Genomic DNA, 25,203 nt, shown 5'->3' with positions numbered 1-25,203 from the left:
AGCAGCGAGATATTCCTCGCGCTTGCCATATCTGCTTTGATCAGATGGTTTCCAGCGGTTGGCGATCGCGCTGTTCAAGCCATTCTGTGGTTGCTTTGCTCGCCGCACTGGCCGCGTCTTCGATAGCCACTCCGCTCAACATCGCGGAGATAAGACTTGCAGAAAAATGATCACCTGCGCCGATGGTGTTGCTGACCGTTGCGCGCCTCATGGGCTGAACCGGTCGCGTCTCTCTGCCATCATAAATGGTGATTGTGCGGGCACCGTCGGTCATGACGAGATGTTTCAGTCTTCCGCTGCACAAGGCGAAAGCTTTTTGCCAGAGTGCAGTGTCATCAAGGCCGGGAAAGTCCCCGCGCGAACCGATCATGAGATCGGCGGGGCGCGACACGGATGTTTCGGACAGGGGAAACTGCGAGGCGACAAAAGCAGTCGAATTCAAAGCATCGACGATCTTCGCATCAGGATTGAAGCAATTAATATATGCGGCGTCTGCGCTGGTTTCGCTGCTGAGCGTGAACCGCCGCATGGGACCATCATGCGCTGTCAAAATCGTGCGTTCACCCGATGGTTCCAGAAAAATCTCTGTGAGGTGGGTACCGGTGTCGCGCGTGATGACATGCTGCATGTCGAAGCCGCTTGATGCAAGATAGTCGCGGGCTTCACTTCCAAGTGTGTCATTGCCGAGCGAGCTGACCAATGCAACCTCATGCCCCGATATAAGAAAAGGTAAGCCGGTGAAGTAACCGCCGCCACCAAGTGTTATCTCGCGGTTGCGCCATGAAATGCGTGCACCGGATTGAAGAGGGCCAGTGAGTTCCCAGATGCGATCGTGATTGAGATGGGCGACAACAAGAATACGCGCCATTTATTTCTCTCCTGTGCCAGCAGAAAAGGCTTCAACGATGTAACGTTGCGCCAGAAGAAACATGCCGAGAACTGGCAGGACGGATAGAAGGCTTGTTGCCATCAGTGGTCCCCAGGGCGTTTCGGCACCATCAACATCTGCAAACATGGCAATGCCTGTGGTGAGAGTCTTGCGGCCGGTATCTTCCAGAACGAGCTGTCCCCAGAGATAGATATTCCACGCGCCCATAAAGGATATGACAGAAAGGGCAGCTATCGCAGGCAGTACGTTTGGAATGGCAATATCCCTGAATTGCTTCCAGATACCACAGCCGTCAATCCGGGCTGCTTCAAACATTTCGTCGGGGAGCGAACGGAACGATTGTCTGAAATAGAAGACATAGAAGCCGATATACGGGATCGAGGGGATAATCATTGCTGAATAGGTGTCGAAGGCCTGTATCTTCACCACTGCAATATAAGTCGGAATGATCGCAAGGACCGTTGGAAACGACATGGTGGCAATGACCAACCAGAACAGGAAATGCTTGCCGCGAAAGTCCATTCGGGCAAAGGCATAGCCCGCAGGCAAGCTGATGATGAGCTTGCCCAGCGTGATCGCTCCGGAGGTGATGACAGAGTTGAACAGCCACCACCAGATTGGATAGCGATCCGCCGCAATCTGGAAATTCGACAAGGTTATCTGTTCGGGCCAGAACCGCAAAGCTTTCTGGGCAATGAGCGCATTGGGCGTAAATGCAGATGTCACCATCCATAGCAATGGAAACAGTGTGATAAGCGACAACACAATGAGAAGAATGTGGAGTGTGCCACGTGAAAGCGTGGCGCTGAAAGAAGTGGCGGTCATTGATAATGCACCCGCTTTTCGCCGAAGCGGAACTGCGCCCATGTGATGAGAAGAACCGCAACAATGATGACCATGGCGACCGCACTTGCTCTGCCGAACTGGAAGAATTGCAGGCCTTGTTGCCAGAGGAAATAAAGAAGATTGGAGCTTCGACCCGCTGGTCCGCCACTTGTCAGCACATCAACGACACCGACAATATCGTCCAGCACGGAGAATACCGTCGTGACGGAAATGAAGAAAGCAGTCGGTGTGATCAGCGGCAGCTCGATGGTGAAGAAGCGCCGCCATGGACCCGCACCATCCAGCCGCGATGCTTCGCGCATGGATTGGGGCACGTTGGCAAGAGCGGCGATCCACAACAGCATGTTGAGACCGAAGCTTTTCCAGAAAGTGACAACGGATACAGACAGAAGCGCGAGATTGGGGTCCATGTGCCACATCGATGTCGGCAGGCCGAACCACACGAGCACTTCATTGAAGAGACCATTGACCGGATTAAGCAGCCACGACCATGTCACACCAGCGACCGAGTAGGCCAGAATGGTGGGCAGGAAAAATGCACCGCGATAAACGCGCTCCAGTTTTGAACCCTGCACCGCATGAATCATCACCGCAATGATCAGAGGCAGGATGATCTGGGCCGGAACCAGAATGGCGCAGTAAAGCACCGTGTTCCACGCAGCCAGACGGAAGTCGGCATCGGCAAAAATGCTTTTATAATTGTCCAGCCCGACGAAGCTGACATCGGTTGAGAGCAGGTTCCAGTCGACTACCGACAGAACTGCGGAGGCCAGAATAGGGCCGTAAAGGAAAATGATGACGGAAAGGACGGCTGGCCCCGCGAATATCCACGGGGCCAGTTTTGTAAACAGAGGTTTCGGCATTTCGCGTCAGGCATCCACCAGCACTGTTGCAAGCTCGTCATGAGCCGACTTGAGGCCTGCTTTGATATCGGTCTCTTTGGTCAACATGCGTGAAACCCACTTGCGCCAGATATTCTGGCCTTCAAGTCCACGTTTGCCGGGCCAGATGGTTTCTGCAGTCAAACCATCCTGCAATTGGCCTGCGGCGGGCTTCATGAAGTCGTTGATCAACGGAATATCGTGAACGGATGTATTTAGGTAGCCGACTTCCGACCAGATTTTCTGGCCTTCCGGCGAGGCGCAGAATTCCAGGAAAGCAAGCGAAGCCTTGGCCTGTTCGTCATTCTTTGCATAAACGGCAAGAAAGTTGCCGCCACTGTTCATGTTGCGGTCATGGCCCGGAATGCCTGGGAAACGCGCGGTGATTGCCTTGGCATTGCCAAACGGGAAGCTGGCGGCGCGGGTCGAGCTTGTGGTGCAGATCGCAAGCGCACCGGCTTCAAAGGCTGCATCCTGCTCCTTGCCGCTGACGGGTGTCCACAGACCCTGATGGGCTGGCTGGCAGAAAAGCTCCATGCCTTTAGCGGCCTCATCGCTGTTCAGCGCAAGCTTGCCTGATGGATCGATTATATACCCGCCTGCATTCTGGATGAAGGACTGGCTTGTCCATTCATTATTGGACAGGGCCAGAGCCGAACGGTAGGTCGCATGTTTACCCTTGAGCTTTTCATCAAGCGTGCGTGCAGCATTATAAAGCCAGTCGGTATCTGGATTATCCGGGAGGTTCGGATCAAGACCGGCTTCGGCCCACAAAGCGCTGTTGATGAAAGTGATCGGTGTGGACATTGCCCATGGCAGACCAATTACGGCATCGTCAATGGTCACAAGCGGCATCAGCGAAGGAACGAAGTTCGCGATGATAGCCTTTGCTCTGGTCGCATCGATTTCGTTGAGATCGCGCGCGCCAAGGGTACGGCGTGCGAAATATCCGAATTTCCAGCCGGTTACCATGATTGCCGGTGGCTTGCCTGCGGCTATACCGGCGAGGGCTTTGGCGGTCGCGGTTTCGTAGTCGCCGTCAAAGCGATTGGTGACGGTGACGCCGGTCTTCAACGCGTTGAAAGCATCGACCACTTTCTGGAATGGCTTGTCTGGTCCCCAGATGCTGGATATTTCGATCTTGGCGTCGGCGGAGAAAGCCGAAGAGATGCCAAAGGTGCTCGTCGCTGCGATTGCGGCTGAGGCGGTCAGAAAACTGCGCCTTGAAAGTTCGACCATGTCCGTCACTCCTGTGTCCAATGTGGGCACAAACTAACGGTCATGAATGACATGCGAATTGTGCGCTTTGACCGGGCTTTGCGATAACTGCCCGTTTAATGAACGTTTAAGTGAAACTTTGTCGTATTCCTGTGAGATAAGCCCTGTAAGCCGCTGGCAGTGTAACTATGACGAGACCACAAAATGGCACCCAGACCTCTCCGCCCCTCAGACCGGCAGGACCGCATTCGCGATCGTCTCATCAGACTTGGCGATGCAACATGTGCAGAACTGGCGACAGTTTTTTCCGTTTCAGAGGAAACGATCAGGCGTGATCTTGCTTCGCTGGAAGAGAAAGGACAAGCAATGCGTGTCCATGGCGGTGCACGAGCGGTTACGGCAAAGGGGTTGCCGCATATCGATCTGCGCATCGGCGCGGATCGCGAGGCCAAAGAGCGGATTGCGCGTCTTGCTCACGGTTTGCTTAAACCTGGCATGTCTGTGTTTTTCAGCGGGGGCTCGACTGCATTGGCGACTGCGTGGGAAGCACGCCATGAACCGCCGATCATTGCGACATCCCTGATGGTTGATATCATGATCGTTCTTGCCATGGGCGGTCAGACGGACCTCACGCTGTGCGGCGGTCAGTTTGACAAGCATTCCCGCGCTTCGTTCGGCTTTGAGGCAATGGAGATTATTTCACGTCGGGTTTTTGATATCGCGTTCATGGGCGCAAGTGGCTTTGATGTGGAGCGCGGATTGCTGGGGCCGTCAGATCGACATTTGCAATTGGTGCAGGTGGTACGGCGTCAAACAAGGAAATTTGTTGTGCTTGCCAGTCATACAGCTCTGCAACGCTCGGACAAGTTTTCGATCCTGCCCACTTCAAGCATTGATCTTGTTATTACGGACCAGCCACCACCGAGCGCAGTTTACGCAGCGTTAGAGCGAGCAGGGGTGGAGATAATCTACTGATTTTCTGAAGCCTGCCCGAACTTTGAAAGTCCGGGCAGATAATTTGCAGTCGTTACGACCAGAGCAGTTCCAGTTTTTCCCGGAATTGCTCTAATGATGGCTCACTGGTTTTTCCGCATCTTTGGTTTTCACAAGCGAGACGATAACGCCTGTACCAAGGATTGCGAAAGTAATACCCAGCGACCAGGCCGGAGGAAATTTCTCCCAGCCCATCAGATCGGCAATGAACATTTTCGAGCCGATGAAGATCAGCAGGATCGACAGCGCATATTTAAGATAGGCGAAGCGATGCAGGATGGCTGACAGCGCAAAGAACAGTGCTCTGAGACCAAGAATTGCGAAGATGTTCGACGTGTACACGATGAAAGGATCTGTGGTGATCGTGAACACGGCCGGGACAGAGTCTACGGCAAAAATCAGATCCGCAACTTCGATCATGATCAGCGCCAGAAACAATGGCGTCGCAAAGCGCACCATCTTGCCGGTCTGGCTGTCTTTCAATCGCACAAAGAAGGCGTTGCCATGCAGTTCATCCGTGATGCGCATGTGTTTGCGGGCAAAGCGCAGCAGCGGATTGCGGCTCATATCCGGCTCGTCGTCTTCACCTGAAAACAGCATCTTGATGCCGGTGATGATGAGGAAAACCGCAAAGAGATAAAGCACCCAGTGATAGTTTGCGACGATTGTGGCACCAAGGCCGATCATGATGCCACGCAGCACGATGACGCCGAGAATGCCCCAGAAAAGGACACGGTGCTGATATTTGCGCGGGATCGCGAAGAAGCTGAAAATCAGCGCGATGACAAAGATATTGTCGAGCGCCAGCGTCTTTTCAACCACGAAAGCGGTAAGATACTGCGCCGTTGCCTCACTGCTTAACTGCCACCAGACAAACCCGGAAAAAGCCAGTCCGAGTGTGATGTAGAAAGCCGACATTTTAAGGCTTTCAGCGATTTCGATCTCATGGTCTTCTTTGTTGAAGACGCCCAGATCGAGCACCAGCAATGCCAAAACAATGCCGATGAACACCAGCCACATCCAGACCGGTGTTCCCATAAAAAGTGATGTAAAAAGTTCCATATCCGACCTCTGTTCAAAATATCACAAGGTCGGCTGGGAGTTTCCGGGCTGACCTCGAGCGCGCTCGAAGTGGTCCGACATCACGGTTTGAAAAAACCGCCAGAGGGGCCCGGTCCACTCCCCAACAGTTAGGAACCGAGATTTGAGTTTCAAGCCGGGCTTTGCATTTTATTTCTGTTGCTTGCGGATGAAAGGGCCGAGGTTTGTATCAGTTGCTGAATAGCCTGTAGTAATTCGCCCGGATCGATGGGCTTGTGAAGCAGCATATATCCGCTTGCTGAGGCCTCGCGTAGCCGTTCGGGTGACGTGTCGCCGGTGAGGATAATTACAGGCATCTGGCGCCCCAGATGCTTGAACAATCTGCTGGCAGCTTCCGTTCCGATCATCCCGCCTTCAAGTCGATAATCAACGATAATGAGATCTGCGGGCGAGTGCGCAGCGGCTTTATCAGCCTGCCATGCGACAAATGTTTCATCCGCATCGCGTCCCGCATAGGCCCGATATCCCCAAACATCCACAAGGCCGGACAGGGCATCCAGTACGGTGCTTTCATCATCAACGATGAATATGTTTCCGCCGGTTTGAGGAAGGCTCTGGACCGGCTTTTCGGATTGGCGCTGGTTGGCAACCAGCGGGACGACGATAGAGAACATCGATCCTTTGCCCGGCTGCGACACCAGTCGAACCGGATGACCGAGCAGTTCCGCAGTTCGTTTCACGATGGATAAGCCAAGACCCAAGCCCTTGTCGCGATCCCGTTCAGGATTGTGAAGCTGCACGAATTCTTCAAAAACAGTGACCTGCTGGCTGGCTGGAATTCCCAGGCCAGTATCATGTACCTGTATCTCGAGATTATCGCCCCTGCGACGGCACCCGAAAACGACCCGCCCGCTTTCTGTGTAGCGAATGGCGTTCGCGATCAGATTTGCCAGTATCTGCCGGAGCATCATCGGATCGCTGTCGGTATGACAGGAACAATTGACCATTCGCCATTCCAGACCCTTGCTTTCAGCAAGGCCCGCAAACTCGTTCCGAAGGTTATCGAGCAGGCCGTTGATGGAAATGACTTCCCTGTTGGGCGTGACGATATGGGCGTCGAGACGCGAAACATCGAGCAGCGCATTCAGAAGGTAGCTCAGATTAGCAACAACATTTCGGATCTTTCCGGCGATGTTGGTTGCGTCAATCGCGGTGACGCTTCCTCTGTTCGCGAGTGCCGCCAGTGTCGAATTGAAAAGGCCGAGCGCGTGGACAGGCTGGCGTAAATCATGGCTTGCAGCAGCCAGAAAGCGTGTTTTGGCGCGGTCCGCTGCGGCTACTCTGTCTCGTTCGCTCTTGAGCTGATCGACAAGCGTCTCGTTTTCAAACCGTAACCGGATTGTTTCGGCCAGATCCCGGTGGGTGACCCGACCGTGATGCAGGTTGATGATGACCAAGCAGGCAACCAGAAAGAGGTAAGCATTATAGACTTCGCCCTCTGCCAGAATGCAATAAATGGTGCTCGGTAATACCGTGGTGAACAGTGAACCGGCAAGGACAGGCAGGAAGGCGGAAGAGGTGGGTACCGACCCGCATGTGAGCCCCGTCATGACGATCATCGCAAAGGTCAGCAGATGCGGCTCGTTTGATATGAAGCCGATCAATCCCAGCAAACCCCAATTCAAGCCTGATAACCACGAAAATCCGGCAGCAGTCCACGCCCATTTTGTATAGGAGTCCGGCGTCTTGGATCGGCGAAAAAAGGTGCGCGTGACAATGACACGGGTGATTGTCAGCAGATAAACCGAAAGGCACCACGCAATGAGCCATGCATTAGGGACTTTACCCCAGAAGATCAGAAGCGATGGGATCGGCACGAAGATATTTGTCAGCAGAACCCCGGTCGAATGATTGTAAAGGATATTGACCAGCGCTTGTCTGATACGCGCGTTGTCAGCCAGAGTAACGCGCGCGGATTTTTCGTCTTTTTCAGAGAGCGCTAATGCGGCCATAATGCTATCCTGTATTCGCTTGCGGTTTTTAGGGGCAGCTTTTCGATGAGTGTAAATTACCGGATTATCTTGGCCGACGATCACAGTATCGTCCGCGAAGGACTTAAACTGCTTCTTTCGACTATAAGCGAAACAGTTGTGGTTGGAGAAGTCGGAGATTGTTCTTCATTGTTGGCTCTTCTGGCGCAAACACCTTGTGATATGGTCTTGCTTGATCTTGGAATGCCGGGGTTTCACAGTTTTCAGTTTATCGGGCAATTACGGACCACATATCCAAAACTGAAAATCCTCATTCTGTCGGCCAATAGTGAGTCCCGATCGATCAGAGCAGCGCTCAGCTCTGGTGCCGATGCCTATCTGACCAAGGATGGCGACCCCAGTGAGTTGCTGACAGCCATTATCAATCTTCAAAATGGTAATGGTGTTGCAAGCCAAACCAGCGCGATCAATCGACTGAACAGCCATGAGCCGGAACCCAATATCGGTATCCCGTCTCCAGTTCCCCTCACGAGACGGGAACTGCAATTTCTGGCCTTGATACCGCAAGGCGCTAAAACCAGAGAAATTGCAGAGCGGCTCGGGATAAGTATTTTCACTGCCCGCAAGCACCGCGAAAACCTTATGCGCAAACTCAATCTGCATAGCAGCGCTGAGCTGACAGCCTATGCAGTGCGCCTTGGATTGCCCTCCGCATGATCATTGATAGTTGCGGCTCTGGCAGTAGCCACCCAAACTGCCAGAGCCGCTATTCAAGCTATCGTTAGCTCGAATAGAAAACCTTGTTGCTCTTGATCGAAAGCTATCAAGCAGCAGGAGGCGATGAAATACGGCACATGTCGTATTTTAGCAGTCTCATCATGGGATTATGGTCCCGCTCAATTCGTCGACGGCCCGCTCACAGGGCGTTGACCACAGTGAGTGGGGTGGCAACCATGTTTCGCAAACACGCAAATTTTGGCGATTATAGTCGGTCAGTTCTGATCTCAGTTGCCGCAATGCTGCTTGGATCGTTGTCGTTTGGGAGCGGAAGGGCCGTGGCCGATGGGCCGCTGCGCTCGGATCGCGTCGATACGGCAATTGTCTTTGCCGTCGATCGATCATCGTTGTCACATTCTGAGACTTTGCAAATGGTGCGCGATGGGCACATTGCTGCGTTGCGTTCTTTAAACAGTGTCATGACCAGTGGTCCGAACCAGTGTGTAGCAGTCACCTATCGTGAATGGTCGGGGGAGCAACGGGCAGAGGTCGTTCTGCCCTGGTCGCAAATTTGCAGCAAAACAGATGCCGATGCCGCCGCCAGAACCATTGCGCTTTATGATTATGGTGCGTCTGAAAATACTGCTGCGCGTAAAACGAGTTCCTTCTCGCTTTCGATAGAAGCAGCTTTGGCTGACTTGGATGCCGTTTCGTGGGGCTCAAACAGAAAAATAGTCAATCTGTCGGTCGGGGGGGAGGGCGCCGTTGCGTTAGTCCGACCGGGCGGCGCCATGACCAATGTCATTGCTGTGCAAAATGACCGCTCCGCAGGTCCTCCGCCTCACCAAGCCTTGATGGGTGGGGAGGTGATCGCAACGACTGCATCGTCGTCCGATTATATCGCGGCGATTGAAAGGACATTGATGCTGGAGGTTGGTGGGGATAGGGCGTTCTTCATGCGTTCAGAAGAACGATACATCAAGACCGCAAGAACAGAAGGCCGTCCATAAGCGCGCGTCCTTGTTGTGGACGGCTCTCCCGACTTGGTTGCGGGAGAGCGCAGTAAGCGTATCAGTTCAGTTTCGGATGGCGATCCACGAGAGTTTGCCTGCGTTTTTGCAGCTCTTCGATCTGCTGTTCAAGCGAGAGGATTTCATCGTCGAGCTTATCAACCCGCTCCTCGATATGGGAATATGCTTCCTTCAAAAGCAGCTTGGCTTCCGTTTTGTTCGAAGCGCTTGGAGTATCGCCGCGCAACGGCTTGTTGGCCGTTTCGGGCAGGAAGAATGCAGTAATGAGGCCCACGACAGCCGCGCACATCAGATAATAAGCGGGTAGATAGAGGTTGTCTGTCGCTTCAACCAGCCATGCAGCAACAGTCGGGGTCAGACCCGCGACGATGATCGAAATATTGAACGCAGCAGCCAGAGCGCTGTAGCGAATGCGGGCCGGGAAAAGTGCAGGCAGCGTGGATGCCATCACACCGGTCAGACAGTTGAGCAATATTGCCAGTATCAGTAAGCCGGCAAAAATAGTCGCAATGTGGCCGCTTGCGACAAGATGAAAGGCTGGCAGAGAAAACACAAGAAGGCCGACGCTGCCAATGATGAGAAATGGCCTGCGCCCGAATCTGTCACTGAGGAAGCCAACGACAGGCTGTACGAACAGCATACCGATCATCACCACGATGATGATGAGTACTCCGTGATCTTCGGAATAGCCGAGGCTCTGTGAGAGATAGGTCGGCATATAAGTCAGCAGCATGTAATAGGTGACATTCGTTACCAGAACCATGCCAATGCAGACGCTCAATGCACGCCAATATTTGTTGATGATCTCTTTGAAGGACACCATCGGACGATCCTCGATGGCATCGCGGTCTTCTTTTTCCAACGCCTCAAGCTGCTGCGTGAAAGCAGGCGTTTCCTCGGCAGCATGGCGAAGATACAGGCCGATCAAACCGAGTGGTGCGGCAAGATAGAACGGAATGCGCCAGCCCCAATCCAGAAATGCCTGTTCTCCGACCATTGTACTGAGGAACACGACGAGGCCAGCGCCCAGCACAAAGCCGGCAATGGAGCCGAAGTCCAGCCAGCTGCCAAGAAAGCCACGACGGCGGTCGGGAGCATATTCAGCCACAAAGATTGCAGCCCCCGTATATTCGCCGCCCACGGAAAAGCCCTGCGCCAGCTTGCAAAGCAGAAGAAGGATCGGTGCCCAGATGCCGATTGTAGCGTAGGACGGGATGAGGCCGATACAGAACGTGCTGGCAGCCATGATGATGATGGTAATTGACAGAACTTTCTGTCGCCCGAAGCGGTCGCCCATCACACCGAAGAACAACCCGCCCAGAGGCCGCACCAGAAAAGGCACCGAGAATGTAGCGAGTGCTGCGATTGTCTGAATGCCGGGCGCCGCGTTGGGGAAGAAAACCTGCCCCAGCGCATAGGCTACGAAGCCATAGACGCCAAAATCGAACCATTCCATCGCGTTGCCAAGGGCAGCTGCGGTAATGGCCTTTTTGAGTTTAGTGTTGTCGATGACTTTAATGTCGTGAATTTGTAATGGTGTAGCCTGAGATGAGCTGCCTGCAGCATCGCTTTGCGCCATTCGCCACCGCCTTCTTGCGTCTGGTTATAATGTTCAACGCAACACAATAGCGGCCCTGCATTATGGAACATGCATCGGCCACTCTTCTGTTAAGTCGATTTGAGCGGGTAACGAGTTGGTGTCGGCTTTGGTTCCGATAAGGCGTATAAATAGTCGGCAAAGAAGGCGGATAGATTGCGTTATGCCGGGCCAAGCATGATGAAGGTTTCGCTTTTGCTAACCCCCTGAAGAGAGCGGATTGTCGAAATCACCTCATTGAGCTCGGAAATCGTCGAAACCTCCAGCTCCGCGATCACATCCCAGAGGCCATTGGTGTTGAATACGCCGGTCAGGCCCGGAACACGCTTGATTGCGCTGATCGTGGCCTTCAGCGATGAGCCAGACATTTCGATAAGCATGAAGGCGCGTATCTGATCCTTGCCGATGTCGTCGCGAACACGGACCGTAAAGCCTTTGATGTCGCCATTGGCAATCAGCCGGTCGAGACGTTTTTGCGCTGTAGCACGTGCAACGCCGAGCAGTTCGGCTAGCTGTGGAACAGACGCGCGACCATTGATGCGGAGTTCGGTAACCAGTCTCTTGTCCAGCTCATCCATGGTGGTGTCTTTCTTTAAAGTAAATTTTACTGACGATATCGTCACTATTTTATAAAAATAATCACTTTATATTCTTTTTTGTCAATCTGATTGCAGATAATGATTTTGCCAAGGGAATTTCAAAAGCGGCTTCTAATGCAAAAGAAGCGATAGGAGCGCTGCGCAAATCCCTGTTCAGGCCGGTTACAAGGTCGCGAAGACAGCGTAAAAGCGCGTCCCGAAAAGTGTGAAACAGTTTTCGGAAGAGATGTGCGTAAAGACAAATGATTGAGACGCGCCGGTTAGATTCAATCAGATCGAAACGCGTTATAATGTGGCTCCAAAACGGGGCTCTCATAGGGGAACCTTTAACATGAAATTTGCAAAACTATTTTCCACGGCCCTTGTGGCGCTTGGCATCTGTGCTTCCTTGAACACTGCCAAAGCTGATGATCTGGAAAAGATTCAGAGCAAGGGCAAGATGACGGTTGCCCTCTCGGGTGTTTTCCCTCCGTTCAGCTTTGTCGATGAGACCAATCAGGTCGTCGGTTTTGACGTCGATATTGGTTCGGAAATTGCGCGCCGCCTGAAGGCAGAGCCTGAAATCGTCACCACCGCCTGGGACGGCATCATTGCAGGTCTCGTTACCGGTCGTTACGACACGATCGTTGGCTCGATGGGCATCACGGAAGAACGCAAGAAGGCAATCGACTTCGTCGGTCCTTACTATCGTTCGGGCCTGGCACTTTTCATTCGCAAGGGTGATACGGTTAAGTCGCTCAACGAACTGGAAGGCAAGACAATCGGTGTGACGCTGGGCGAAACCTCCGAAAAATGGGTTCGTGAGCAGGGCAAATACGAAGTCCGCACCTATAAGGGCCTGCCTGAAATGCTTCTCGATCTTGGTTCGGGTCGTATCGATGCAGTTGTCGCTGATGACGTTCCTGTGCTTGTCGCAATAGGCAAGAGCAATGCACCGATTGAACAGGTCAAGGACGATCAGCTGCCGCGCTACGATATCGGTATTGCGGTTCGCAAGAACAATCCTGAACTTCGCGATGCGATGCAGAAGGCGCTCGACGATATGATGGCTGATGGCACCTATAAGACCATTTCCGAAAAATGGATTGGTGCGGATATCCGCTAATTCACGCTGTTTCGGGCGAGGGCAGCAAACTGTGCTGCCCTTATCTGATCAATAGTCCCTAAACTCTGCTTTACAGCTTCTCGCCAGACCTTTGGCTGAGAGACATATGCGCCATAGGAGATTTTCCTGATGGAGCAGAAAGGTTGAAGGATGGATATCGCACTTATCGGGCGGATTTTTCCCTTCATTGTTGAATCGGCCTGGGTCACTGTCCAACTGACTATCGCATCATTGGTGATCGGCCTGATCGTTGCCAGCCTGCTCGTTATGGCGCGGTTTTCGCGCTATGCACCCATTCGCTGGATCGCCACAGGCTATATCAGCATCATGCGCGGCACGCCGCTGCTGGTGCAGCTGTTCCTTGTTTTCTTTGGTGGCCCGCAGTTTGGGTTTGAATTTACCCCGTTTGTGGCGGGCGTCATCACAATGGGCTTCAACATCGGTGCCTATATGTCTGAAGGGATGCGCGGGGCAATTCTGGCGGTCGATAAAGGTCAGGGTGAAGCAGCGCGTTCGCTTGGCTTTGGCCGGGCCGGAACCATGCGGCTCTTCATTCTGCCGCAGGCAGCACCCCTGATGATCCGCTCGCTCGGCGTCAATACGGTCATTCTGACCAAGAGCACAGCACTTGTCTCGACAATCGGCGTGGTCGAACTGACCTATACCGCTCAGCGCTTTGTCACGTCGACATACAAACCATTTGAGGTTTTTGCGATTGCCGGTGCGGCTTACATCGTCATCATCGCTATCATTTCACTGATCATCCGCGGCTTTGAGATCTTTTTCAATGCTGACAGGAGGGCGGAAGCATGAGCCTGGATTTCACAGTTGTTCCGTCTTATCTGGAACTGATGCTGATCGGTCTGCTCTGGACCGTTCTGATCACCGTGCTTGCGGGTGTGATCAGTATTGTGCTCGGTATTCTGATCGCAATCATCACGCTTCACGCACCCAAAATAATCAGCCTGCCTGTGCGCGGTGTTGTTTTCCTTTTCATGGGAACGCCCCTGCTGTTGCAGCTCTATCTGCTCTATTATGGCCTTTCGCAGATCGGTATCATGGTGCCGGCATTCTGGACCGGCGTGTTTGGCCTTGGCATGCATTATGCGGCCTATAATGCCGATATTTTCCGCGCATCGCTTGAGACTGTCGACGAGGGACAGATGGAAGCCGCCCGTTCGCTTGGCTTTAGCCACGGATCGTCGCTTCGCTATTTCATCATTCCTCAGGCGATCCTCACTGCCCTGCCGCAAGTTGGCAATAACAGCATCATTCTGCTCAAGGACACGGCCGTTCTTTCCGTACTCGGCATCACAGAACTGGTGTTGAATGCGCAGCGTGCCATCAGCGAAACCTATCGCCCCTTTGAGTTCTACTTCGTTGCAGCCGTGCTCTATTACCTCGTCAATCTGTTGATGGAATGGGGTTTGAGCAAAGCGGCCAAGAAAGCGGAAGCTATCCGATGAACACACAGACCCCCATGATCGAACTACGTCAGATCAGAAAATCCTATGGCGAGCATGAGGTGCTGAAAGGCATCGACCTGACGGTCGCACGAGGCAAGATCGTTTCCATTATCGGTCCCAGCGGATCGGGAAAAAGCACACTTCTGCGCTCAATCAACATGCTGGAAGAAACATCAAGCGGCGAAATCTGGCTGGATGGCAATCAGGTCAATCGCCCGCTTACAGGCCGGGCTTTTGAAAAGCACATCAACCATATCCGTCAGGAAATGGGAATGGTTTTCCAGCAGTTTAACCTGTTTCCGCATTTGACCGTGCTGCAGAACATCATGATTGGCCCAATGCGCCTCAAAGGGCTTTCGCGCAGCGATGCACTGGAGCGTGCTAACAATCTGCTCGCCAAGGTTGGTCTTGTCGACAAGGGCGATGCCTATCCGGCACGTCTTTCGGGTGGTCAGAAACAGCGCGTTGCGATTGCCCGCGCTCTGGCGATGCAGCCCAAGGTCATGCTGTTCGATGAAGCAACCTCTGCGCTCGATCCGGAGCTGGTTGAGGAAGTCAATCAGGTCATGAAGCAGCTCGCAAACGAGCACATGACAATGTTGATCGTGACCCATGAAATGCGCTTTGCGGCGGAAGTTTCCGACCATGTGATGTTCATGGACGGCGGTGTAGTGGTTGAACAGGGTCTGCCGCAGCAAGTCCTGTCTGATCCCAGGGAAGAGCGGACGCGGGCATTCCTGCGAAAGCATCTTTCTCACTAGAGCATTAGCGATCAACGCCTTAAAACTTATATTCTGCAGCGTATTTCTATCGTCTCGGAATGCGCTCTAATCGACGGAGACCAGAGTCCATGACTGCGAATGTTTCAAACGGCGCGCAAAACGCCGTAACGACGGCGCACAACCATATTAATGCGCAGCACGTCGAAGAGCTGGCCCTGCGCATGGTCGGTTGGAGCAGCGAAACCGGCACCCCCGGAGAAGCCGAATTCTCTGAGCGTCTTGTTGGTTTGTTGAAGGAAATTCCTTATTTCCAGCAAAACCCGGACAATATTCGCACCGTTGCCAGCCATGGCGATCCGCTGACGCATAATGTGGTCGCGCTGGTCCGTGGTAACGGCAAACGCACGCTCGCTCTGGCAGGCCATTTCGATACGGTGGCGACTGACAATTATCACGAGCTGAAGTCGCTCGCCTGCGACAGTCGCAATCTCAAAGATGCGCTTATCAAGGATTTGTCGAAGCGTGCCCGTTCCGCTCAGGAAGAACGCGCTCTGGAAGATCTGCTGAGCGGTGATTTCCTTACCGGACGTGGCCTGCTTGATATGAAAAGCGGGCTTGCAGTTGGTATTGCATGCGCTGAGAAGTTTGCAGCCGATCCTGATCGCGGTGGCAATCTGCTGCTGGTTTTCACGCCTGATGAAGAGCGCGAAAGCCGCGGCATGCGCTCAATGCGCAACGCACTGCCGACGATTGCCCGTGATTTCGACATTGAAATCTCGGCAGCGATCAATCTCGACGTGACGTCCGATCAGGGCGATGGCAGCGAAGGCCGCGCCGTCTATGCGGGCACCATCGGTAAATTGCTGCCCTTTGCGCTGGTCATCGGATTAAGTTCCCATGCAAGCTACCCTTATGAAGGTGTTAGCGCGCAGGCGATGGCGGCCAGCATTCTGGCGCGCTTTGAAGGCAATGCAGCACTTGCTGATCGCGATGAAAATGACATCTCGCCGCCGCCGATCTGCCTTGAGGCGAAAGACCTGCGCGACGGCTATGAAGTGACGACGCCGGAACGCTTCTGGATCGCGCTCAACTGGCTTTATCATGCCATGACTGCTGATGAGCTATTCAGTCGTTTTAAGAGTGAAGTGCAGGCAGGCGCGACGGAGGCTGTCGAACGTTTTGCCGCACAATCCGAAGCTTTCGGCCAGTTGATTGGCAAACGTGCTGGCGCAATTCCGGCTGCTCCTAAGCTCATCACCTTCACGCAGCTGCGTGCAATGGCTGCGGATATTGCTGGTGAACAGTTTGAAACGCTTTACAGCGCGCAGGAAAAGCGTCTTGCCAGTATCGACAATCCGCTGTCGGTCAGCCGTCAGCTGACAGAATGGCTTGTGGGCGTTGCACATCTGTCAGGTCCGGCAGTTGTTGTTGGTTTCGCAGGTCTGCATTATCCACCAAGCCATCTTGATGACGCTCAGGTCAATGATCGTGCTTTCAAGCAGGCCATCGACACAACGATGCAGACATTTGCGGCCTTCCCGGATCAGTCGCTTGTCTGGAAACCGCATTTCCAGGGTATCTCGGACATGAGTTTCCTGGGGCAGGCAACGCTTGGTCAGGACATCGTTTCAAACAATACGCCGGTTGCGCGCCTTGTTGATCATCCCGCAGGCGACGCGTTGCGTTTTCCGGTGGTCAATATCGGCCCATGGGGTCGTGAGTTCCATCAGAAGCTGGAGCGCGTACACGCGCCTTATGCTTTTGAAGTGTTGCCGCAGATCATTGCGATGATTGCGGAAGAGTTTTTGTCGAAGCGTGCCTGAAGTTCAGCGCGAGTCCATCCGATAAAGGATTAGAATCATGACCAATGAAAAGCTGAACATTGTTCCCTTCGTCAGCGTCGATCACATGATGAAGCTTGTGCTTACGGTGGGTGTCGAAACCTTCCTCAAGGAACTTGCTGAGGTGATCGAGGAAGATTTCCGCAGGTGGGAGCAGTTTGACAAGACGCCACGCGTTGCCTCGCATTCTGACGAAGGCGTCATTGAGCTGATGCCAACAAGCGACGGTACGCTTTATGGCTTCAAATATGTGAACGGCCATCCGAAGAACACCAAGGAAGGTCGTCAGACCGTAACCGCCTTTGGTGTGCTGGCCGATGTCGGCAATGGCTATCCGATGCTGCTGACCGAAATGACGATCCTTACGGCTTTGCGCACGGCTGCAATGTCGGCCGTGGCCGCGAAGCATCTTGCGCGGCCTGATTCAAAGACCATGACGATCATCGGCAATGGTGCGCAAAGCGAGTTTCAGGCTTTGGCGTTCAAAGCCATTCTGGGCGTCGAAAATTTGCGTCTGTTCGACATTGATCGCTCAGCCAGCGAACGCTGCGCACGTAATCTGAGCGATAACGGGCTTTCGATCACGATCCACAGCACTTCGCAGGAAGCAGTTGAAGGCGCCGATATCATCACGACGGTTACGGCTGATAAGCAATACGCGACCATTCTGAGCGACAACATGGTTGGCCCCGGCGTGCATATCAACGCAGTGGGTGGCGATTGTCCCGGCAAGACGGAGCTGAACAAGGAGATCCTGCTGCGCTCCGACATTTTTGTCGAATATCCGCCGCAGACCCGCATCGAAGGCGAAATCCAGCAGCTTGATGCCGATTACCCGGTCAAGGAACTCTGGGAAGTCATCACTGGAGCAATTGCTGGTCGTTCGTCAGATCGTGCCATCACGCTGTTCGACAGTGTCGGTTTCGCAATCGAAGACTTTTCTGCGCTACGTTATGTTCGCAGCAAGCTGCAGGAAACAGGTCTCTATGTCGAGCTTGATATGCTTGCTGACCCGGATGAGCCGCGCGATCTTTATGGCATGCTGCTCCGGTGCGAAAAGGCGCTGAAAAAAGCGGCCTGATCTATGAGTAAGGTCGGTGGTGAGAGCCACCGGCTTTTTTTATACGCTGCTGAGCAGGATGCTGGTTTCACTGTTCAGCACGCCTTCAATCGTTCGCACTTCGCGCAAGACGCGGTCGAACTCGTGAAGGCTTTCCGCATGAATTTCTGCCACCAGATCCCACGACCCGTTTGTCGTATGCAGCGTGCGTATCTGCGGCAGCCCGCGCAACAGCTTGATGACTTTGGTCGTTGATCGGCCTTGCACTTCAATCAGCATGATCGCGTGCACCACCCCATCATCGTAATCCTGACGAACCCGGATCGTGAAGCCAAGCGCTGCACCCGTTTCGAGCAGGCGATCGAGGCGTACCTGAACGGTACCGCGCGAAACGCCAAGGATTGTTGCCAGTTTCGAAAGCGGCGCGCGTCCGTCCTCCCGCAAAATGGCAATCAGCTTATGATCCAGTTCGTCAAAAATATGCATAGCAGTTTTTACAATTTGACTGTGCAAATTGCTAGAATTTTTATACATCACCCGACACTTTTACAATTTTAACTGACTTTATGCTCTCTTACTCTGCTTCCGGGAGTGCTGATGGAGGAGCGTATGAAAATGTTTGAGAGCTTGCAAAGCGGACTGATCCGGCAATCTAAGCTCGTGCCGCAGCTCAGGCCGAATTCGTTTTACTTGGTGAAGCGATAAGCACCTTAAATCTTTGTTTTTAAGCATGTCTTTCGCGACATGTATCAGCAGTGAGAATAGTCTGAGAATGAGCAGGCCATCTGTACAGAGTCCAAAATCGGTCGTTATGATCCGACCGCACCATTTTACCCCCAATGCGCAGACCGCAAAGGACAATGCGTTTCAGTCTGTCGATGAGCGCCGTTCTGCCGAGATGTTGGCGAAAGCAGCCTTCGACGAAGTGACGGGCATGGCCGAGGGATTGGCCGATGCGGGCGTGACGGTCCATCTCTTCGAAGATGAAACCCACGCGCTGCCGGATTCAGTTTTTCCCAATAACTGGTTCTCAACCCATTCGGGTGGGCATGTTGCCATTTATCCGATGTTCTCGGAAAGCCGTCAGAAAGAACGTCGCCCTGATGTCATCGAAATGCTGAAGCGCGATTACCGCGTTCAGGATGTCATTGATTATTCGGGCCTCGAGCGCGATCACTTCTATCTTGAAGGCACTGGTGCCATGGTGCTCGATCATATTGGACATGTCGCCTATGCCGCGCGGTCCAACCGCACCAATGAAGTGGCGCTTGAACGCTTCTGCACGCATTTCAATTTCGAACCAATGGTGTTCGATGCGCTCGATTCGTCGGGTAAGCCGATTTATCACACCAATGTTCTGATGTGCATTGGCGCCGATTACGCGCTGGTCGGCACCGATATGATTACCGATCCTGCACGTCGTGAGGAGATCGTCGATCGCCTGCAGGAAACCGGTCGCACGGTCATACATCTATCTGCTGCGCAGATTGGTGAGTTCGCCGGCAATGCTATCGAGCTTGAAGGCCGGGATGGTCGCGTTCTGGCCCTTTCAGCCCGCGCTTTTGCTGCTTTAAGCAAAGCTCAGATCGAGACAATTGAACAGACTGCAAAGCTTTTGCCTTTCGCTGTGCCGACGATTGAGCTGGCAGGTGGATCGGTGCGCTGCATGCTTGCAGGCATTCATCTCTCGCGCCGCACAACAAACGGCACACATTTGCTTTACGCAACAACAAGAGCCGGGTAGATAGGCTCCAGCTAAATTGAGGGTAACCTTCCATGTCTTCTAACAGACCCGTTTATGAGTTTAATTCGATCATCGTCCGTGAGCCTTCGCGCTCGGTGGTAAATGGCCTTCGCGCGCTGGATACCGGCAACCCGACCTATGAAGGGGTGAAGGCTGAGCACGATGCTTACATCGTTGCCATGCGCGCCGCAGGCGTAGAGGTTACGATCCTTCCTGCACTTGAAGACTTCCCAGATTCCATCTTCGTTGAAGATCCGGCACTCGTCTTCACTGAAGGAGCAATTCTGCTCCGCCCGGGTGCGCTTTCGCGTGTTGGCGAAACAGCTGTTATCGAACCGACGCTGCGTCAGATGTTCGATACGGTTGTAGAACTGCCGGAACCAGGTTTTGCAGATGGCGGCGATGTGCTGACGACGCAGAAGAGCGTCATGATCGGCCTTTCAGCGCGTACTGATAAGGCAGGTGCAGCAGCACTTATCGCCAGCCTCGAAAAGATCGGTCGCAAGGGTGAGGTTGTCTCGACGCCTGAAGGCGTCCTTCATTTTAAAACCGACTGCTCGCTGGTCGATGAAGAAACCGTTCTTTCCACGAGCCGTCTTGCAAAGTCGGGCGTATTCTCTGGCCTTCGCCAGCTGATCGTTCCGGAAGGCGAAGAAGCTGCTGCCAATGCGCTGCGCGTCAATGACGTTGTGATGGTTGGCTCCGATTTCCCGCGCACTATCGAATTGCTGGAGAAGAGCGGCTATAACGTGGTTCCGCTCAAGACAACGCAGATTGGCAAGATCGACGCTGGCCTTTCCTGCATGTCGCTTCGCTGGTATCGCAAGTAATTCTGACGGCTCAGGGGCATCTGCTCCTGAGCCGTTTTTCTACGCGCATTCCCCGTGCTTGCTATCATTAAAGGGCAGGCCAACAAAAATATAAGGAGAACGGGAACATGGTGGGTTTTAAAGGGAAAATTGCTGGCGCGATCGCGTTTGCTGTCTTGGCCAGCGGCGCTGCACAGGCTGAAGGAAAACTTCGTCTGGGCATGACGCCTGAGCCTTATATGCCTTTCACGCAGGTCAATGCGGCGGGCGAGTGGGAAGGTCTGGAAGCAGACCTTTCACGCGCTTTGTGCGAAAAGCTTGCCGACAAGTGCGAATTCAAGTCGATGGCATGGGATGGTCTCATTCCGTCGCTTACCGAAAACAAGGTCGATTTCATCATCGGCGCTTTCTCGGTCACCGATGAGCGCCGCAAGGTCGTCGATTTCAGCACGCCTTACTATACTGAAGGCACGGTCGTCGCGGGCGCCAAGTCGGATGAAGACAAAATCGGTACGGTTGCAGCAAGCGACGGTTCCGGCGAAGTTGTTGATCAGGCGGCTCTCTCAGGCAAGATCGTCGGTGTTCAGACATCGAGCGTCCAGTCTGCCTATATGACGAAATATCTTCCAGACGTATCGATCAAAAGCTACGACACTGCGGACAACTCGGTTGCCGATCTGGTTGCTGGTCGCGTCGATTATGTTCTCGCACCAGATCTTTTCGTTCAGAACTTCCTCAAGACGTCTCAGGGCGAAGAGTATGAAGTTAAGGTCGTGACACCTAAGAACGTGGTGTTGGGTGAAGGCGTCGCCTATGCAGTCCGTAAGGGCGACACGGCAACGCTTGAAAAGGTCGATGCGGCACTTGCTGAACTCGACAAGGAAGGCGCTCTCAAGACGCTGGTCGACAAGTGGATTTTTGAGAAGAAGTAACCCGATCCAATGCGAACGCCGTTAAAGGCGTTCGCTCATCGGGTGATGTGACTTCCACATTTCACAAAATGCTTTGCGCTTTTCAAAACGTGGAACAGCAGCGGCCTGCGGCTCATCGGAGTTGTGCTGCGCAGTTGCTCCGTAAAGCGTACGGCTTTTCTGATTGGATTAATCTGCATGGATTCTTATTGGCAACTGTTAGCCTGGGGAAGTGAGGGCTGGGGAGACGAGTTTGCGCATGGGCTTATGATGACTTTGCAGGTCTCAGCCGTGGCATTTGCAGTCTCGTTTCTTTTCGGTCTTGCCGGGGCCACTGGAAAGCTCTCGCGTAACCGCTACACAAAAGCGATCGCAGATTTTTATACGACTGTGGTTCGTGCTCTGCCAGAACTGCTCGTCATTCTGCTGTTGTATTTCTCCGTTGCGACGGGTGTCGAGCGTCTTCTGAAAGCGACTGGCCTTGTCGGAAACGATTTCCAGTTCAGCGCCTTCTGGGCTGCGATCATAGCGCTTGCTTTCGTCAATGGCGCATTCATGACGGAAGTGCTGCGCGCTTCCTATCTTGCCATTCCGCGCGGGCAGATTGAAGCAGCCCTTTCCATCGGAATGCGCAGACGCCAGATATTCACCCGCGTCACCTTCCCGCAAATGATGCGTCATGCAGTGCCCGGTATCGGCAATCTCTGGCTGTCGATCACCAAGGAAAGTGCGATTATCTCGGTGCTGGGTTCGTTCCATGAACTGCTTTACACCGGCTATCGTGCAGCCGCCTCCACCAAGCAGTACATATTCTTTTATGGCCTCACGGCATTCTTGTTTCTGGCTATCACGCTGGTCTCGGTCATCGTGATTGCGCAGCTTGAAAAGCGCCTGAGCCGGGGGCACGGATAATGGAATCGATTACAAAAATCGTTGAGTTCCTACCGCCTCTCATCAAGGCAATGCCGCTGACACTGCTTCTGACGGCTACAGCAGGTGTTATTGGTCTCATTTTCGGTACGCTTAGTGCGCTGGCACGTCTTTCAAACAGCCGCATTCTGAAATGGCCGGCTTTTGTCTACACGTTCATTTTCCGTGGCACGCCGCTTCTGGTGCAGCTGTATCTGATCTATTACGGGCTTGGGCAGATCCTGCCAGGCACATGGGTGAGACATAGCTTCCTCTGGCCATATATGCGTGATGGGTTGTGGTATGCGGTGTTTGCACTGAGCCTCAATCAGGGTGCTTATAACGCCGAGGTTATTCGCGGCGCTATCAAGTCGATCCCGCGCGGGCAGATAGAAGCCGCACTTTCCATCGGCATGAGCCGGTTCAAGATTTTGCGCCGTATCACGCTGCCGCTGGCCTTCCGTCATTGTATGCCGGTTCTGACCAGTGATCTGATCATCCTGCTCAAATCCACCTCGCTTGCTTCAACGATCACGATCATGGAAGTGATGGGCACGGCCCGCGCGCTTCAGCGCAGTTCCTTGTCGATCTTTGAGCCGTTGATCGCGGCAGGCATCCTCTATTTCACAGTTGTGTTCATCCTCACCCGGATCATGAATGTGGTCGAACGGCGCATGAGTGGCTCACGCGCCTCGATGGTCTGATCTGTTTCAGGAGCAATTCAAAATGACTTCCATTGCACTGGCCGTCAAAAATATTCACAAGAGCTTCGCAGGTGTCGAAGTTCTCAAAGGCATCTCGTTTGAAGCGAAGAAAGGCGATGTTATATCGCTGATCGGCAGCAGCGGTTCCGGCAAAAGTACGCTGTTGCGCTGCATCAACTATCTGGAAACGCCCGACGAGGGAGAGATTTCCGTTGCAGGCGAGGTGATCCGCACGAAGGTGGGACGCGATGGCAAATCGCATGCCGCCGACCCGCGTCAGCTTGAACATGTTCGCTCTCGTCTTGGTATGGTCTTTCAGAGCTTCAATCTCTGGTCCCATCGCACGATCGTTGAGAACATCATTGAAGGCCCGATCCATGTTCTGGGCATGTCGAAGGCAGAAGCACTGGCCGAGGCTGAGGTTCTGATGGAAAAAGTGGGCATCACGCCCAAACGCGATCAGTATCCGAGCCAGCTTTCCGGTGGTCAGCAGCAGCGTGCCGCAATTGCGCGTGCGCTGGCTATGAAGCCCGAAGTTATGCTGTTCGATGAGCCGACTTCAGCGCTTGATCCTGAACTCGTGACGGAAGTGCTGCAAGTTATCAAAAAGCTCGCCGAAGAAGGCCGGACAATGGTGATGGTGACGCATGAAATGGCGCTGGCACGCGAAATTTCCAGCGAAGTCATCTTCCTGCACAAAGGCCTGGTTGAAGAGCGTGGGTCACCTGATATCGTGATGCGCGATCCGCAGTCGCAGCGCTTGCGCCAATTTCTGCATATGAGTTGAGGGGGAGATTATGACAGACAATAAACTGGGTGCATTTGGTGATGAGCTGAAAGCCATCCGCAGGCATCTGCACAGCATTCCGGAGTTGGGATTAGAGGAAGTTGAGACTTCCGACTATATCGCTTCGACGCTGGAAAAATGGGGTTATGAGTTAAGCCGTGGGCTTGCAAAGACCGGCATCGTTGCCTCTTTGCGCCGTGGCAATTCAAACCGCTCCATCGGCTTCCGCGCTGATTTCGATGCGTTGCCAATTCTGGAAGAAACCGGGCTGCCTTATGCCAGCAAGAACGCAGGCAAGATGCATGCGTGTGGTCATGATGGGCATACTTCAATGCTGCTGGGTGCCGCGTGGTCGCTCGCGCAGGATGAGGATTTTTCGGGAACCGTTCATTTCATCTTTCAGCCTGCCGAAGAAAATTTTGGTGGTGCGCAGATCATGATTGAAGAAGGGCTGTTCGAGCGCTTTCCTTGTGATCAGGTTTTCGCGCTACACAATTGGCCGGGCCTGGAAGCGGGTAAGTTTGCTTCAAAGCCCGGTCCTATTGCGGCCTCTATCGACGCGTTGACGCTGACGGTAAGGGGCAGCGGCGGACATGGGGCAGAGCCTGAAAAAACGGTCGATCCGATCGTTGTAGCGTCCAGCATCGTCATGGCGTTACAAACGATCGTCGCGCGCAATGTTTCCCCGCATCAGGCAAGTGTCATCACGGTCGGCGCTTTTAATTCCGGTGCGGTGTGCAACGTTATTCCCGATACGGCCAAGCTTGAAATTTCGATGCGTGCAACCGATCCGGCTATCCGCAAGACATTGCGGGACAAGGTCGAGCAGGTGGCAAAGATGCAGGCAGCAAGTTATGGCGCCGATGTCAGCTTTGACTGGATGACCGGATATCCCGCAACGATCAACGATGCTGCAGCATTCGAGCAGGCGAAAGCCACCGTTTCCCAGCATTATGGCGAAGAGGCTTTTGAAGAGCTGGATAAGCCGTTCATGGGCAGCGAGGACTTTTCCTTCATGCTGGAAAAGACTGCTGGTGCCTATCTTCTGATCGGAAATGGTGAAAGCTCTGGCCTGCATACGTCGAAGTATAATTTCAACGATGAAATTCTGGAGCGCGGCGTGTCCTTCTTCCATAATCTGGCTAAGGACAGCCTCAAGGTTTAGCTTTCCAACGTCTGGCTTTCCAACGACTGGCTTTCAAAGAGAGGCGCGGTGTTTCCCGCGCCTCTTGCAGTGCATTTAGTGGGTCCCAACAGCCTTGCCATAGATGCGGATGACATTGCGGACGGCTTCGACCATCAGCGCATGTGGGGTTGCTTCAACCTTGCCTGAGGCAACAGC

At 53.5% G+C, this 25,203-nt stretch carries 25 protein-coding genes; 16 read left to right on the top strand and 9 right to left on the bottom strand.

Going from position 1 to position 25,203, the window contains the following annotated elements; all coding sequences use genetic code 11:
* Positions 1–40 precede the first annotated feature (40 nt).
* From CEV32_RS21885 to CEV32_RS21870, 4 genes are read right to left on the bottom strand one after another with little or no spacing between them, the layout of a single operon-like run.
* On the bottom strand, positions 41–868 hold the full coding sequence (locus tag CEV32_RS21885; protein WP_094579244.1) for a PfkB family carbohydrate kinase: 828 nt from the start codon (positions 866–868) through the stop codon (positions 41–43).
* Entirely contained in the window at positions 869–1,714 is an 846-nt protein-coding gene (locus CEV32_RS21880) for a carbohydrate ABC transporter permease (protein ID WP_094579243.1), read from the bottom strand.
* Positions 1,711–2,598, bottom strand: a complete 888-nt coding sequence (locus tag CEV32_RS21875; protein WP_094579242.1) for a carbohydrate ABC transporter permease — start codon at positions 2,596–2,598, stop codon at positions 1,711–1,713. The genes CEV32_RS21880 and CEV32_RS21875 overlap by 4 nt, the downstream gene beginning before the upstream one ends.
* A gap of 6 nt (positions 2,599–2,604) precedes the next feature.
* Entirely contained in the window at positions 2,605–3,855 is a 1,251-nt protein-coding gene (locus CEV32_RS21870; protein WP_094579241.1) for an extracellular solute-binding protein, read from the bottom strand.
* Positions 3,856–4,038: 183 nt separating this feature from the next.
* Here CEV32_RS21870 and CEV32_RS21865 point away from each other — a divergent pair, with 183 nt between their 5' ends.
* Complete coding sequence (locus CEV32_RS21865; RefSeq protein ID WP_094579240.1) at positions 4,039–4,809, top strand: DeoR/GlpR family DNA-binding transcription regulator; 771 nt, start codon at positions 4,039–4,041, stop codon at positions 4,807–4,809.
* Between the two features lie 90 nt (positions 4,810–4,899).
* Here CEV32_RS21865 and CEV32_RS21860 read toward each other — a convergent pair whose 3' ends face one another.
* Entirely contained in the window at positions 4,900–5,889 is a 990-nt protein-coding gene (locus CEV32_RS21860) for a TerC family protein (RefSeq protein ID WP_094579239.1), read from the bottom strand.
* A 149-nt stretch (positions 5,890–6,038) separates the two neighbouring features.
* Positions 6,039–7,880, bottom strand: a complete 1,842-nt coding sequence (locus CEV32_RS21855; RefSeq protein WP_094579238.1) for an ATP-binding response regulator — start codon at positions 7,878–7,880, stop codon at positions 6,039–6,041.
* A 45-nt stretch (positions 7,881–7,925) separates the two neighbouring features.
* Here CEV32_RS21855 and CEV32_RS21850 point away from each other — a divergent pair, with 45 nt between their 5' ends.
* On the top strand, positions 7,926–8,576 hold the full coding sequence (locus tag CEV32_RS21850) for a response regulator (protein WP_094579237.1): 651 nt from the start codon (positions 7,926–7,928) through the stop codon (positions 8,574–8,576).
* Between the two features lie 236 nt (positions 8,577–8,812).
* Positions 8,813–9,586 (top strand): DUF1194 domain-containing protein, encoded by a 774-nt coding sequence (locus CEV32_RS21845; protein ID WP_167382839.1) that lies wholly within the window; start codon positions 8,813–8,815, stop codon positions 9,584–9,586.
* A 61-nt stretch (positions 9,587–9,647) separates the two neighbouring features.
* Here CEV32_RS21845 and proP read toward each other — a convergent pair whose 3' ends face one another.
* Together proP and CEV32_RS21835 are read right to left on the bottom strand one after the other, a co-directional pair.
* Positions 9,648–11,186, bottom strand: coding sequence for a glycine betaine/L-proline transporter ProP (proP, locus tag CEV32_RS21840; RefSeq protein ID WP_094579235.1), 1,539 nt, complete (start codon positions 11,184–11,186; stop codon positions 9,648–9,650).
* A gap of 179 nt (positions 11,187–11,365) precedes the next feature.
* Positions 11,366–11,782, bottom strand: coding sequence for an Lrp/AsnC family transcriptional regulator (locus CEV32_RS21835; protein WP_094579234.1), 417 nt, complete (start codon positions 11,780–11,782; stop codon positions 11,366–11,368).
* Between the two features lie 352 nt (positions 11,783–12,134).
* Here CEV32_RS21835 and CEV32_RS21830 point away from each other — a divergent pair, with 352 nt between their 5' ends.
* The 6 genes from CEV32_RS21830 (at position 12,135) to CEV32_RS21805 (ending at position 18,018) form a co-directional block, all read left to right on the top strand.
* A complete protein-coding gene (locus CEV32_RS21830; protein ID WP_094579233.1) occupies positions 12,135–12,908 on the top strand; it encodes an ABC transporter substrate-binding protein in 774 nt (257 codons plus the stop codon).
* A 150-nt stretch (positions 12,909–13,058) separates the two neighbouring features.
* Complete coding sequence (locus CEV32_RS21825; protein WP_094579232.1) at positions 13,059–13,721, top strand: amino acid ABC transporter permease; 663 nt, start codon at positions 13,059–13,061, stop codon at positions 13,719–13,721.
* Positions 13,718–14,374: an amino acid ABC transporter permease gene (locus tag CEV32_RS21820; protein ID WP_094579231.1), complete on the top strand. Its 657-nt coding sequence runs from the start codon at positions 13,718–13,720 to the stop codon at positions 14,372–14,374. Before CEV32_RS21825 ends, CEV32_RS21820 begins: the two co-directional genes overlap by 4 nt.
* The gene (locus tag CEV32_RS21815) at positions 14,371–15,135 is read left to right on the top strand and encodes an amino acid ABC transporter ATP-binding protein (protein ID WP_094579230.1); all 765 of its coding nucleotides are present in this window, start codon (positions 14,371–14,373) and stop codon (positions 15,133–15,135) included. The genes CEV32_RS21820 and CEV32_RS21815 overlap by 4 nt, the downstream gene beginning before the upstream one ends.
* A gap of 89 nt (positions 15,136–15,224) precedes the next feature.
* Entirely contained in the window at positions 15,225–16,919 is a 1,695-nt protein-coding gene (locus CEV32_RS21810) for a M20/M25/M40 family metallo-hydrolase (RefSeq protein ID WP_094579229.1), read from the top strand.
* Between the two features lie 37 nt (positions 16,920–16,956).
* Entirely contained in the window at positions 16,957–18,018 is a 1,062-nt protein-coding gene (locus tag CEV32_RS21805) for an ornithine cyclodeaminase (protein ID WP_094579228.1), read from the top strand.
* 39 nt (positions 18,019–18,057) lie between these two features.
* Here the strand turns inward: CEV32_RS21805 and CEV32_RS21800 are convergent, their stop codons facing one another.
* The gene (locus CEV32_RS21800; protein ID WP_024895598.1) at positions 18,058–18,483 is read right to left on the bottom strand and encodes an Lrp/AsnC family transcriptional regulator; all 426 of its coding nucleotides are present in this window, start codon (positions 18,481–18,483) and stop codon (positions 18,058–18,060) included.
* Between the two features lie 286 nt (positions 18,484–18,769).
* On the opposite strand from CEV32_RS21800, the gene ctlX reads away from it, so the two are divergent.
* The 7 genes from ctlX (at position 18,770) to CEV32_RS21765 (ending at position 25,026) form a co-directional block, all read left to right on the top strand.
* On the top strand, positions 18,770–19,741 hold the full coding sequence (ctlX, locus tag CEV32_RS21795; protein WP_094579227.1) for a citrulline utilization hydrolase CtlX: 972 nt from the start codon (positions 18,770–18,772) through the stop codon (positions 19,739–19,741).
* Positions 19,742–19,773: 32 nt separating this feature from the next.
* Positions 19,774–20,571, top strand: coding sequence for a dimethylarginine dimethylaminohydrolase family protein (locus CEV32_RS21790; protein WP_094579226.1), 798 nt, complete (start codon positions 19,774–19,776; stop codon positions 20,569–20,571).
* A gap of 107 nt (positions 20,572–20,678) precedes the next feature.
* Entirely contained in the window at positions 20,679–21,482 is an 804-nt protein-coding gene (locus CEV32_RS21785) for a transporter substrate-binding domain-containing protein (RefSeq protein WP_094579225.1), read from the top strand.
* Positions 21,483–21,659: 177 nt separating this feature from the next.
* Positions 21,660–22,373 (top strand): ABC transporter permease, encoded by a 714-nt coding sequence (locus tag CEV32_RS21780; RefSeq protein ID WP_094579224.1) that lies wholly within the window; start codon positions 21,660–21,662, stop codon positions 22,371–22,373.
* Complete coding sequence (locus CEV32_RS21775) at positions 22,373–23,074, top strand: ABC transporter permease (protein ID WP_094579223.1); 702 nt, start codon at positions 22,373–22,375, stop codon at positions 23,072–23,074. The genes CEV32_RS21780 and CEV32_RS21775 overlap by 1 nt, the downstream gene beginning before the upstream one ends.
* Positions 23,075–23,096: 22 nt before the next feature.
* A complete protein-coding gene (locus CEV32_RS21770) occupies positions 23,097–23,861 on the top strand; it encodes an ABC transporter ATP-binding protein (protein ID WP_094579222.1) in 765 nt (254 codons plus the stop codon).
* Between the two features lie 10 nt (positions 23,862–23,871).
* Positions 23,872–25,026 (top strand): M20 aminoacylase family protein, encoded by a 1,155-nt coding sequence (locus CEV32_RS21765; RefSeq protein ID WP_094579221.1) that lies wholly within the window; start codon positions 23,872–23,874, stop codon positions 25,024–25,026.
* The last annotated feature ends 177 nt before the right edge of the window (positions 25,027–25,203 follow it).

The sequence above is a fragment of the Brucella rhizosphaerae genome, assembly GCF_002252475.1.
Taxonomy (GTDB): domain Bacteria; phylum Pseudomonadota; class Alphaproteobacteria; order Rhizobiales; family Rhizobiaceae; genus Brucella; species Brucella rhizosphaerae.
The sequence above is the reverse complement of the archived record's forward strand: the minus strand, read 5'-3'. Positions and strand labels throughout refer to the sequence as shown.

Bases quoted from the DNA above. Each gene is read 5' to 3' on its own strand.
- CEV32_RS21880 (WP_094579243.1), bottom strand. From the start codon at position 1,714: ATGACCGCCACTTCTTTCAGCGCCACGCTTTCACGTGGCACACTCCAC.
- CEV32_RS21770 (WP_094579222.1), top strand. From the start codon at position 23,097: ATGACTTCCATTGCACTGGCCGTCAAAAATATTCACAAGAGCTTCGCA.
- CEV32_RS21860 (WP_094579239.1), bottom strand. From the start codon at position 5,889: ATGGAACTTTTTACATCACTTTTTATGGGAACACCGGTCTGGATGTGG.
- CEV32_RS21875 (WP_094579242.1), bottom strand. From the start codon at position 2,598: ATGCCGAAACCTCTGTTTACAAAACTGGCCCCGTGGATATTCGCGGGG.
- CEV32_RS21790 (WP_094579226.1), top strand. From the start codon at position 19,774: ATGTCTTCTAACAGACCCGTTTATGAGTTTAATTCGATCATCGTCCGT.
- CEV32_RS21810 (WP_094579229.1), top strand. From the start codon at position 15,225: ATGACTGCGAATGTTTCAAACGGCGCGCAAAACGCCGTAACGACGGCG.
- CEV32_RS21815 (WP_094579230.1), top strand. From the start codon at position 14,371: ATGAACACACAGACCCCCATGATCGAACTACGTCAGATCAGAAAATCC.
- proP (WP_094579235.1), bottom strand. From the start codon at position 11,186: ATGGCGCAAAGCGATGCTGCAGGCAGCTCATCTCAGGCTACACCATTA.
- CEV32_RS21865 (WP_094579240.1), top strand. From the start codon at position 4,039: ATGGCACCCAGACCTCTCCGCCCCTCAGACCGGCAGGACCGCATTCGC.
- CEV32_RS21870 (WP_094579241.1), bottom strand. From the start codon at position 3,855: ATGGTCGAACTTTCAAGGCGCAGTTTTCTGACCGCCTCAGCCGCAATC.
- CEV32_RS21805 (WP_094579228.1), top strand. From the start codon at position 16,957: ATGACCAATGAAAAGCTGAACATTGTTCCCTTCGTCAGCGTCGATCAC.
- ctlX (WP_094579227.1), top strand. From the start codon at position 18,770: ATGAGCAGGCCATCTGTACAGAGTCCAAAATCGGTCGTTATGATCCGA.
- CEV32_RS21780 (WP_094579224.1), top strand. From the start codon at position 21,660: ATGGATTCTTATTGGCAACTGTTAGCCTGGGGAAGTGAGGGCTGGGGA.
- CEV32_RS21855 (WP_094579238.1), bottom strand. From the start codon at position 7,880: ATGGCCGCATTAGCGCTCTCTGAAAAAGACGAAAAATCCGCGCGCGTT.
- CEV32_RS21785 (WP_094579225.1), top strand. From the start codon at position 20,679: ATGGTGGGTTTTAAAGGGAAAATTGCTGGCGCGATCGCGTTTGCTGTC.
- CEV32_RS21820 (WP_094579231.1), top strand. From the start codon at position 13,718: ATGAGCCTGGATTTCACAGTTGTTCCGTCTTATCTGGAACTGATGCTG.
- CEV32_RS21850 (WP_094579237.1), top strand. From the start codon at position 7,926: ATGAGTGTAAATTACCGGATTATCTTGGCCGACGATCACAGTATCGTC.
- CEV32_RS21825 (WP_094579232.1), top strand. From the start codon at position 13,059: ATGGATATCGCACTTATCGGGCGGATTTTTCCCTTCATTGTTGAATCG.
- CEV32_RS21800 (WP_024895598.1), bottom strand. From the start codon at position 18,483: ATGCATATTTTTGACGAACTGGATCATAAGCTGATTGCCATTTTGCGG.
- CEV32_RS21845 (WP_167382839.1), top strand. From the start codon at position 8,813: ATGTTTCGCAAACACGCAAATTTTGGCGATTATAGTCGGTCAGTTCTG.
- CEV32_RS21830 (WP_094579233.1), top strand. From the start codon at position 12,135: ATGAAATTTGCAAAACTATTTTCCACGGCCCTTGTGGCGCTTGGCATC.
- CEV32_RS21765 (WP_094579221.1), top strand. From the start codon at position 23,872: ATGACAGACAATAAACTGGGTGCATTTGGTGATGAGCTGAAAGCCATC.
- CEV32_RS21835 (WP_094579234.1), bottom strand. From the start codon at position 11,782: ATGGATGAGCTGGACAAGAGACTGGTTACCGAACTCCGCATCAATGGT.
- CEV32_RS21885 (WP_094579244.1), bottom strand. From the start codon at position 868: ATGGCGCGTATTCTTGTTGTCGCCCATCTCAATCACGATCGCATCTGG.
- CEV32_RS21775 (WP_094579223.1), top strand. From the start codon at position 22,373: ATGGAATCGATTACAAAAATCGTTGAGTTCCTACCGCCTCTCATCAAG.